Source organism: Pseudorhizobium marinum, assembly GCF_000705355.1.
Classification (GTDB): domain Bacteria; phylum Pseudomonadota; class Alphaproteobacteria; order Rhizobiales; family Rhizobiaceae; genus Neorhizobium; species Neorhizobium pelagicum.
This window is the reverse complement of record NZ_JMQK01000025.1, coordinates 46810-56673: the sequence shown is the minus strand read 5'-3', so window position 1 is coordinate 56673 and position 9864 is coordinate 46810. Positions and strand designations below refer to the sequence as shown.

The window sequence follows — 9864 nt, the reverse complement described above, 5'->3', positions numbered from 1 at the left end:
GACCCCCCTGTGTGCCGCACAGGCACGCCCGACGCGCTCTTTCGGGCTTCAAGAGGCGAGGGTCCGGTCCGAAACCCCGCGCCTCTCCCCGTGTCGCCGGAGGGAGACCATTTTCCGCGAGCCCGGTGCATGAGGTTCTGCGTCTGCCCCTCATCCACCGCGCCGGCCCCACCTCGCCGGCACGCCTGCCGGTGTATCCGAGAGCGGAACGGGGGGATTATGGGCATGGGTTACGGGGGTGGGGATGTGGATGGGGGTAAGTGGTTGATTTTTGGTGGGGGAGGGTGCGGATTGGGGTGGCGGGTGCCGCACACTCCCCCTCATCCTGAGGTGGGCGGGCAAAGCCCGGCCCTCGAAGGATCCGTCTTGCTTCGGTGTCCCGTGAGCCACCCATGGCACCTCCCTCTCTTTCGTCATCCTCGGACTTGATCCGAGGATCCAGGTCAAGTGCAGCGGCTGGGGCGGACTGGCGTGATTATAGCAGCGAGGAGGGCTTGGGTTTGGATCCTCGGGTCAAGCCCGAGGATGACGAAAGGATGGGGCGGAGGGTGACGACGGAGAGGGCGAAGGGTGACGGAGAGGGCTGCCGTCGTGCCCTATTCTGAAGCGGTCAGCGAGCCCGAAGGCTCACTCGTCGCTCATCTTCAGCGCCGCAATGAACGCTTCCTGCGGGATTTCGACCTTGCCGAACTGGCGCATGCGCTTCTTGCCGGCCTTCTGCTTGTCCAAGAGCTTGCGCTTGCGGGTGGCGTCGCCGCCGTAGCACTTGGCGGTCACGTCCTTGCGCATGGCCGAGATCGTTTCGCGGGCGATCACATTGCCGCCGATGGCAGCCTGGATCGGGATCTTGAACATGTGGCGCGGGATCAGGTCCTTCAGCTTCTCGCACATGTCGCGGCCGCGCTTTTCGGCCGCCGAACGGTGCACCAGCATGGAGAGCGCATCGACCGGCTCGCCGTTGACCATGATCGACATCTTCACGAGGTTGCCCTCGCGGTAGGCGTCGAGATGGTAGTCGAAGGAGGCATAGCCCTTGGAGATCGACTTCAGACGGTCGTAGAAATCGAAGACCACCTCGTTGAGCGGCAGCTCATAGGTGACCATGGCGCGCTTGCCGACATAGGTGAGCTCGGTCTGGATGCCGCGGCGGTCCTGGCAAAGCTTCAGGATGCCGCCGAGGTAATCGTCCGGCGTCATGATCGTTGCCTTGATCCACGGCTCGTGGATTTCGGAGATGCGCACCACATCCGGCATGTCGGCCGGATTGTGAAGCTCGCGCTCCGTGCCGTCGGTCATGAACAGCTTGTAGACGACCGAAGGGGCGGTCGCGATGAGGTCGAGGTTGAACTCGCGCTCGAGGCGCTCCTGGATGATTTCCAGGTGCAAGAGCCCGAGGAAGCCGCAGCGGAAGCCGAAGCCGAGTGCGGCGGACGATTCCATCTCGAAGGAGAAGGACGCGTCGTTGAGGCGAAGCTTGCCCATCGCCGAGCGCAGGTCTTCGAAATCGGCGGCATCGACCGGGAAGAGGCCGCAGAAGACCACCGGCTGCGCCGGCTTGAAGCCCGGCAGCATCTTTTCGGTCGGGCGCTTGTCCTCGGTGATCGTATCGCCGACGCGGGTATCGGCGACTTCCTTGATCGAGCCGGTGAAGAAGCCGATCTCGCCGGGGCCGAGTGAGTCGACGGCCAGCATCTTCGGCGTCAGCACGCCGACGCGCTCGACGTGGTACTTCGCGTCCGTGCCCATCATGCGGATCATCTGGCCCTTGGAGAGCACGCCGTCGAGGACGCGCACGAGAACCATGACGCCGAGATAGGTGTCGTACCAGCTGTCGACGAGGAGCGCCTTCAGCGGCGCCTTCTCGCCGCCTTCGCTCTTCGGCGGCGGCAGCTTGTGGACGATGGCTTCCAGCACGTCGGGGATGCCGAGGCCGGTCTTGGCCGAGATCAGCACGGCCTCAGAGGCATCGATGCCGATCACTTCCTCGATCTGTTCCTTGATCCGGTCCGGCTCGGCGGCCGGCAGGTCGACCTTGTTGAGGACGGTGACGATCTCGTGGTCGTTGTCGATCGCCTGGTAGACGTTGGCGAGCGTCTGCGCTTCGACCCCTTGCGAGGCATCCACCACCAGCAGCGAGCCTTCGCAGGCCGACAGCGAGCGCGAGACCTCATAGGCGAAGTCGACGTGGCCGGGCGTGTCGATCAGGTTCAGCACATAGGTTTCGCCATTGTTGGCCTTGTAGTGCAGGCGCACCGTCTGGGCCTTGATGGTAATGCCGCGCTCGCGCTCGATATCCATGGAATCGAGAACCTGCTCGGACATGTCGCGCTCGGCCAATCCGCCGGTCGTCTGGATCAGCCGGTCGGCGAGGGTCGATTTGCCATGGTCGATATGCGCGACGATGGAGAAGTTGCGGATATGGTCGAGGGGCGTGCGTTCAGTGCTCATGGCTCGCGCATATAGCAGCGGTCAGGGCGCCCGCCTAGCCGGTAGTGCAGGGGATTTGCGATAAATGCGAGGGTTTGGCGGCCGGATGGGGCAAGACGCGTTGCGGAAGCGGAAAATCGGCTCCCGCAGCGGGAGCGGCGCGCCGTCCGGCGGCGAGGTTCAGCGTCAGAGGGGCGGGAGCAGGGCAAGCCCGACGCCGGCCGCCGCCGTCAGCGCCACGACGATCCAGGGCGGCGTCTTCCAGACCACCAGCAGCAGGAAGGCGGCAAGCGCCAGCGCGAAGTCGTGCGGCGCCAGGATGGCGCTGGTCCAGACCGGATCGTAGAGGGCGGCGGCGAGAATGCCGACGACGGCGGCATTGGCGCCACGCATGGCGGCCTGGGCCAGAGGGTAGCGGCGAAGCCGGTCCCAGAACGGCAGCACGCCGACGAGGAGCAGGAACCCGGGCACGAAGATCGCGACGAGGCCGAGTGCCGCGCCGAGGATGCCGTTCGGCTGCGGCCCCATGACGGCGCCGAGATAGGCAGCGAAGGTGAAAAGCGGGCCGGGCACGGCCTGCGCCGCGCCGTAGCCGGCCAGGAAGGCCTCCTCGCTCACCCAGCCGGGCGCCACCACCTCCGCCTGCAGGAGGGGCAGCACCACATGGCCGCCGCCGAACACCAGCGCGCCGGCGCGGAAGAAGGCATCGACGAGCGACAGGCCTTGCGACTGGGCAAGCGCTGCCAGCACCGGAAGGCCGGCAAGCAGCAGGAGGAAGAGCAGGAGGCAGCCGAGGCCGATGCGCCGGGAGACGGGGAAGGGGAGGTGGGAGGCCGGCGCGGACGCATGGTTGCGGCAGAGCAGGAGCCCGGCCACGGCGCCGACGGCAATCGCTGCAACTTGCCCGACCGAGCCGGCCGCCGCCACGGTGATCACCACGGCCGCCAGCGCGATTGCCGCCCGCGACCGGTCGGGCGTCAGGGTCTGGGCCATGCCCCAGACCGCCTGCGCCACCACCGCGACCGCCACGATCTTCAGCCCTTGCAGGAGGCCGAGGCCGACAGGTCCGTCGAAAGCAGTTGCCGCAAGGGCGAAGGCGAGGAGCAGCAGGGCAGAGGGCAGGGTGAAGGCGACCCAGGCCGCCAGCGCCCCGAGCGGCCCGCCGCGCAACAGGCCGAGCGCAAAGCCCACCTGGCTTGAGGCCGGTCCCGGCAGGAACTGGCAGAGCGCCACCAGATCCGCATAGCCCGCCTCGTCGATCCACTTGCGGCGCACCACGAGTTCGTCGCGGAAATAGCCCAGATGCGCGATCGGGCCGCCGAAGGAGGTGAGCCCGAGCTTCAGGAAGGCGAGGAAGACCTCCGATGGCGTGCCGCGGGTGAGAATGGTGGACGAGGCGGACGGTCCGGACGATGGCGGCACGGACGGCTCCTTTGCGAGGTCTGTTCTTCGGTCACGGTCATGCGGTACCTTTAGACGGTCGGCATGACAACCTGTCAGACAGACGCGCATCCGGGCGAGGATGAGGATCGATGAGCCGTGTGAGGCCGCCGCGAGCGATCGGGACACCCCGCTTGACCTCGGTCAAGGTGCCACCGGATCTGCAATGAAAGTCTGCGTTACCCAGCCGGAAGGAACGCCATGCCAGCCAAGACGAAGGCCCAGTTGCTTGCTGTCGCCGAAAAGGAGTTCTCCAGGATCGAGGGACTGATCGGGGGCATCCCTGAGGAGTCAGCCCTCGTCAAAGACGAGGAGGATACGTCCATCAAGGATGTGATCGCGCACCGGGCGCCTTGGATCGGCCTGTTTTTGAGTTGGTATGCAGACGGGCGTGCGGGAAAGCGGGTTCACTTCCCGGCCGAAGGCTACAAATGGAACGAGCTCAAGCGCTACAATGCCGACTTGAGGGTGCGGCAGGCAGGCATCGGTTGGGAGGAGGCACGCAAGCTCCTGGCCGACCGGCACCTTGCGCTGATCACCTTCATCCAGGAGCACAGCGACACTGATCTCTACGGCGCACCGATGCAGGGAGCAAACAACGACTGGGCGCCCGGCCGATGGGCCGAAGCCGCTGGACCAAGCCACTACAGGTCTGCCACGAAGTATATCCGGTCGCGGCTGAAGGCCCTGCCAGACGGGGAGCCGGCGGAATGATTGACATCATTCCAGAGCACGAGGTCTTTTCTTCCTAGCCTCCCGGCGAAGCGGCGATTAGGTTCGGTCTGATCAACCGGAACTCACCATGCCCACGTCCCTTCCCTTCGCCTCCGGCATCCACCACGTGACCCTGATCACCCGGCGGGTGCAGGACAATGTCGACTTCTACGTCGGCTTCCTCGGGCTCCATCTCGTCAAGCGCACCGGCGGTTTCGAGGATGCCGAGCAGTTGCATCTCTTCTACGGGAATGCAGAGGCGGAGCCGGGCACGCTCGTCACCTTCCTCGTCTGGGAGGACGGGGCATCCGGCCGCGTCGGCAACGGCCAGGTCTCGGAGATCGCCTTCTCGGTGCCGCAGAACGCCATCGGCGAATGGATGACGCGGGCGATCACGCAGCGCGTGCCGGTGGAAGGGCCGCTCCACGAGTTCGGCGAGACGGTGCTGCGGCTGAAGGATCCCGACGGGATCATCGTCAAGCTCGTCGGCAACGGTGCGGCCGCGCCAGCCGGGGAGGACGGGAGCGCCGATCTCGCCGTACGGCGGCTGCGGGCCGTGACCATCCTGACCGAGACGCCGGAGGAGACCTCGGCCTTTGTCCAGCGCTTCGGCTACCGGCCGGGTCCCGTGTCCGGCGCAATGCAGCGCATGCTGTCCGATACGGATGCGGTCGATATCCGCGATGCTTCTGGCTATGTGCCGGGCGTTCCGGGAACGGGCACGGCCGATCACGTGGCCTTCCGCGCCGCCGATGTCGCAGATGTGCGGGCGGCGGAGGCGGAGCTCTCGAAGCGCAATTCCTCGCCGACGAATTTCCACGACCGCAAGTATTTCAGCTCGCTCTATGTCCGCGAACCGGGCGGCACGCTGATCGAACTGGCGACCGACGGTCCCGGTTTTGCACTCGACGAGGCGCCGGGGCATCTGGGCGAGACGCTCTTCGTGCCGCCGGGCGATGAGGCGCGGGCGGACGACCTGAAGGTGCTGCTGCCGCAGTTCTCCGCGCCGGGCGCGCCGCGCATGCCGCGCCGGGACCTGCCCTTCGTGCACCGCTTCTTCGTGCCCGACGAACCGTCGAATGAGACGATCGTGCTGCTGCACGGCAGCGGCGGCAACGAGGCGGACCTGATGCCGCTCGCCCACCGCATTGCACCGCAGGCTATGCTTCTTGGCGTGCGGGGCCGGGCAGCGGAGGAGGGGGTGCCCCGCTGGTTCCGGCGGTTCTCCTCCACAAGCTTCGACCAGGAGGACATCCGCGCCGAAGCGGAGGCCTTCGCTGCCTTCGTCGAGGGTGCCGTGTCCGGCTATCGCCTCGACGCGGAGCGCCTGTTCTTTCTCGGCCTCTCCAACGGCGCCAATTTCCTCGCCGCGCTGATGGCGCTAAATCCGGGCCTTGTCCGCCGGGCGATCCTGCTGCGGCCGATACTGGTGCTGGACGATGCGCCGCGTACCGATCTTGCGGGCTCGTCGGTGCTGATGGTGAGCGGACGCCAGGATCTGGCGGCTCCCTCCGCGCGCCGGCTGGCGGCCTGGCTTCAGGAAAATCACGCCTCTCTGGAAAGCCATTTCGTCGATACGGGGCATGGTCTCTCGGATGAGGACGGTCCGCTGGCGCAGGCCTGGCTGCAGGACGCCGGCAGGCGTTGACAGTATCGATGGCTGTTGACTCCATTATCCGAGAAGTACATTCTCGGATAATGGAACAACAGGAAGCTGTTTTTGAGAAATCCATGGGTGAACGGCTGCAGGCGCTGCGCCATGCGCAGGGCCTGACGCTGGACGAACTGGCCGCGCGCTCCGGCGTCAGCCGGGCGATGATCTCGCGGGTGGAGCGGGCCGAGGCGAGCCCGACGGCGGCACTCCTGGCGCGCCTTTGCGAGGCGCTCGGCCTGTCGCTCTCGGCCTTCTTCGCCGACGAGGCGCAGCAGGCCTCGCCGCTCAGCCGCCACGGGGAACAGCGGCTGTGGCGCGATCCGCACAGCGGCTACCTGCGCCGCTCCGTGTCGCCGCCCGGCATGCCGAGCCGGGTCGACCTCGTCGAGGTGGAATTTCCGCCCGGCGCCCGCGTCGCCTTTCCGCCGCGTGCCGAAAGCCGGGTGATGACCCAGCATGTCTGGCTGTTCGAGGGCGAGTTGCAGATGACGATCGGCGAGACGGTGCATCGGCTTGCGCCCGGCGATTGCCTGTTCATGGACCTCGGCGACGCCTTCGAATTCCACAATCCGGGCGAAAGGCCCGCCCGCTACGCCGTGATCCTCGACCGCGGCCGCTGACGTCGACAAGGAGACAGACACCCGTGACCACCACCATCCGCATTGCCGACGCGCAAGCCGCCCGGGCCGCCATTCCGGACCTCTGCGAGATCCTCTCCGATTGCATCAATGGCGGCGCCTCGCTGGGCTTCATGCTGCCCTTCGAGCCGAAGGACGCTGCCGGCTACTGGCAGGACATCGCCGCACAGGTTGCAGCAGGCGGCATCATCCTCTGCTTCGCCGAGCGGGAGGGAAAGGTGGTCGGCACGGTGCAGGTCGGCCTTGCCTCCAAGCCGAACCAGCCGCACCGGGGCGACCTGATGAAGCTGCTCGTGCATCGTTCAGCCCGCGGTCTCGGCCTGTCGCGCAGGCTCATGGAAGAGGTAGAGGCGGAAGCGGTGCGGCGGGGCCGCTCGCTGCTGGTGCTGGATACGGCAACCGGCAGCGAGGCGGAGGCGATCTACCCGCGCTTCGGCTGGGAGCGGGTGGGCGTCATCCCCGACTATGCGCTGTGGCCGCAGGGCGGCTTCTGCGCCACCACGCTCTTCTACAAGCGGATCGGCTGAGTCCAACTCCAGACCTCGGTTCGAACAGTTCAGTGCCCGGGTTTAAGCGTGCGCTTGAAGGCATCGATGATGAGCCGGCTAAGCTCTGCGTGAATGTCTGCCCGTGGCCGCGTCGTTTCTCCGCAGATGGGATCGTGTTCTCCGATCGATTGGAGGAATTCGGCGGCACCTTTCCTGCAAACCGGCAGGAAGCTGAAATGGTCAGCTCCATCCACCTGCGCATAACGTGCGCCGGTGATCTGCCGCGCCAGGTTTTCCGCAGCCACGGCAACCGGGATTTCTCCGGAACTGCCAAGGTTGATGAGGACGACCGGGAGGTCAATCGCCCGTAAGCTCTCCGGCTGGAAGGTCGTGGCAAGGCCAGGATCGACTGCCACGGCGGCGCTGATGCGCGGATCACGCCCCGACTGCTCGAAGCGACCCCGGTCAACACTGGAAAGGTCGAAGGGCTCCACGTCGACTCGTTCGCCACCAGCATAGCCCTGGCCGCCGCGGAACCACTGGCAGTCCATCATCGCCGGGTTCTCCTGGCAGTAGCGAATATAGGCGGAAAGATCGCCGCGGGCGCCGGCGAGTTCCATCGCAGTCGTGCCGCCAAGCGAGAAGCCGAGAATGCCGATGTGATCCGGATCGATCGCGGAGCGCCATTTCGGGTCCTGCACAAGGGCGGTGATGACAGTGGAGATATCCGCCGTACGCTCCCATATCTTCGGTGTCGACGCCGGGGTGGAGTCACCACTCGTCGTTCCGGGATGGTTGGGGGCGGCGACGACGAAGCCGGCTTGGGCCAGTTCCGCCGCAATCCAGCCCATGCCCTCGGCCCGCGATCCAGAACCGTGGGAGAGAAGAATGAGCGGAAAACGACCTTGGCTGATTTCGGCGTTGCTGCGGGTGGGAGCGCTTGCGAAGATCCGATCGTCCGCGACCACGTCGTCCGCTCCGCCGGAGGCAGAAGGATACCAGACCGTCACGGCAAGCGAACGTGGATAGTCTTGCGTCACGACGCTGATCTTGCGGAGGCCGGCAGGACTGTCGGCGAGAGCCTGATCGGCGGCGGTGCACAAGGCGAGTGTGAAGAGAAGACTGGTTAGTCGCATTGGAGAGCCTCGTTGGGTTGGAGAACGAGGCAAGGCTTGCCTTAGGCGACCGGATGCAATCGACCTCAAACGCGATCGAGGTCGATCTTTTGGCTTGCTGTTTGCGTTGCCCGACCGTGCAGCGTCCTTCAGCCCCGGGTGACGCCCCGTCTTTCGGTCATTGAGTAGGCCAGAGCGATGACCGGCAGGGCCAGGCCGATCATCGAGGCAAGGATCCAGCCACCTTCCGCATAGGCCCAGGCGCCCACCGCCGAGCCGACGGCGCCGCCGCAGAAGAAGGTGGCCATGAAGAGGCCGTTGAGGCGGCTGCGCAGGTCGGCACCCAGGCCGTAGATCGCCCGCTGGCCGATCACCAGCGTCATCGTCACGCCGAAATCGAGCAGGATGGCCGCAAGTGTGAGGAGCGCCAGCGCCACCGTCGACCCTTCCGGGGCGATATGGGTGATGAGCAAAGCAATGGCGACCGAGGCGATGCCGAACATCGTTGCCGGCCGGCCGAGGTCGCGGTCGGCGAGCCGTCCGGCAATCGGCGAGGCAATGGCACCGGCAACGCCCGCAAGCGCAAAGAGCGCGATACCGGCCTGGGTCAGCTGGAAGGCAGGACCGGCCAGGAGCAGCGGCGTCACTGTCCAGAACAGGCTGAAGGCCGCAAACTGGCAGGCCTGATAGAAGGCGCGGCGGCGCAGCACTGGCTGCGTGGCATAGAGCTGCCCCATGGAGGCGATCAGGCCGAAGTAGGAGAGCCGGGTCTGCGGCATCCGCTTCGGCAGGCGTGCAGCCAGCACGAAGCCGAGCAGGACCATCACGCCCGCCGACAGGAAGAAGACGAGGTTCCACGACGAGAAGCGGGCGATGAAGCTGGCGACCGGTCGCGCCATCATGATGCCGACCATCAGCCCGCTCATGACATTGCCGACCACCTGGCCACGCTGTGCATCCGGTGCGAGGCTCGCGGCAAACGGCACGATCATCTGCACGGCCGTGGAGGCAAGGCCGATCGCCAGCGAGGCGGCGAGAAACGGCAGGGCGGCGGTTGAGAGGCCGGCGGCGAGGAGGGCGATAATAGTGGCGCCGATCATCATCAGGATCAGCCGACGGTTTTCCACCAGGTCTCCGAGCGGCACGATCAGCAGCAAGCCGATGCCGTAGCCGATCTGCGTCAGCGTCACGATCAGCCCGGTCAGATGAGCGGGCAGGCCAATGGCGGCGGCAATCGGCCCCGCGAGCGGCTGCGCGTAATAGAGGTTGGCGACGATGAGGCCGCAGGCGGCCGCCATCACGAAGGTCATGGTGCCCGAGAGGCCCGAGGGGGCAAGCGGAGCGGCTGGAGTGGTTTGCACGGTCATCGGGTGGTTTCCCTGGGAGGA

At 66.3% G+C, this 9864-nt stretch carries 8 protein-coding genes; 4 read left to right on the top strand and 4 right to left on the bottom strand.

Going from position 1 to position 9864, the window contains the following annotated elements; translation table 11 throughout:
- Nucleotides 1–627: 627 nt before the first annotated feature.
- Both lepA and chrA read right to left on the bottom strand, forming a co-directional pair.
- Complete coding sequence (gene lepA, locus EO99_RS0122140; protein ID WP_029620752.1) at nt 628–2448, bottom strand: translation elongation factor 4; 1821 nt, start codon at nt 2446–2448, stop codon at nt 628–630.
- A 165-nt stretch (nt 2449–2613) separates the two neighbouring features.
- Nucleotides 2614–3849, bottom strand: coding sequence for a chromate efflux transporter (gene chrA / locus EO99_RS0122135; protein ID WP_051680024.1), 1236 nt, complete (start codon nt 3847–3849; stop codon nt 2614–2616).
- Between the two features lie 219 nt (nt 3850–4068).
- Here chrA and EO99_RS0122130 point away from each other — a divergent pair, with 219 nt between their 5' ends.
- The 4 genes from EO99_RS0122130 (at nt 4069) to EO99_RS0122115 (ending at nt 7400) form a co-directional block, all read left to right on the top strand.
- Nucleotides 4069–4581, top strand: a complete 513-nt coding sequence (locus EO99_RS0122130) for a ClbS/DfsB family four-helix bundle protein (protein WP_029620750.1) — start codon at nt 4069–4071, stop codon at nt 4579–4581.
- An 88-nt stretch (nt 4582–4669) separates the two neighbouring features.
- Nucleotides 4670–6229, top strand: a complete 1560-nt coding sequence (locus EO99_RS0122125) for a VOC family protein (RefSeq protein WP_029620749.1) — start codon at nt 4670–4672, stop codon at nt 6227–6229.
- 83 nt (nt 6230–6312) lie between these two features.
- Nucleotides 6313–6855, top strand: a complete 543-nt coding sequence (locus EO99_RS0122120; protein ID WP_408002884.1) for a helix-turn-helix domain-containing protein — start codon at nt 6313–6315, stop codon at nt 6853–6855.
- A gap of 23 nt (nt 6856–6878) precedes the next feature.
- Entirely contained in the window at nt 6879–7400 is a 522-nt protein-coding gene (locus EO99_RS0122115) for a GNAT family N-acetyltransferase (RefSeq protein ID WP_029620747.1), read from the top strand.
- Between the two features lie 29 nt (nt 7401–7429).
- On the opposite strand, the gene EO99_RS0122110 is transcribed toward EO99_RS0122115, so the two are convergent.
- Together EO99_RS0122110 and EO99_RS0122105 are read right to left on the bottom strand one after the other, a co-directional pair.
- Entirely contained in the window at nt 7430–8497 is a 1068-nt protein-coding gene (locus EO99_RS0122110) for an alpha/beta hydrolase family protein (RefSeq protein WP_029620746.1), read from the bottom strand.
- A gap of 128 nt (nt 8498–8625) precedes the next feature.
- A complete protein-coding gene (locus EO99_RS0122105) occupies nt 8626–9843 on the bottom strand; it encodes an MFS transporter (protein ID WP_029620745.1) in 1218 nt (405 codons plus the stop codon).
- Nucleotides 9844–9864 lie beyond the last annotated feature (21 nt).

What these genes read in the sequence shown, in the direction of transcription:
- EO99_RS0122110 (WP_029620746.1), bottom strand. Translation starts at nt 8,497, where the DNA reads ATGCGACTAACCAGTCTTCTCTTCACACTCGCCTTGTGCACCGCCGCC.
- EO99_RS0122105 (WP_029620745.1), bottom strand. Translation starts at nt 9,843, where the DNA reads ATGACCGTGCAAACCACTCCAGCCGCTCCGCTTGCCCCCTCGGGCCTC.
- lepA (WP_029620752.1), bottom strand. Translation starts at nt 2,448, where the DNA reads ATGAGCACTGAACGCACGCCCCTCGACCATATCCGCAACTTCTCCATC.
- EO99_RS0122120 (WP_408002884.1), top strand. Translation starts at nt 6,313, where the DNA reads ATGGGTGAACGGCTGCAGGCGCTGCGCCATGCGCAGGGCCTGACGCTG.
- EO99_RS0122130 (WP_029620750.1), top strand. Translation starts at nt 4,069, where the DNA reads ATGCCAGCCAAGACGAAGGCCCAGTTGCTTGCTGTCGCCGAAAAGGAG.
- EO99_RS0122125 (WP_029620749.1), top strand. Translation starts at nt 4,670, where the DNA reads ATGCCCACGTCCCTTCCCTTCGCCTCCGGCATCCACCACGTGACCCTG.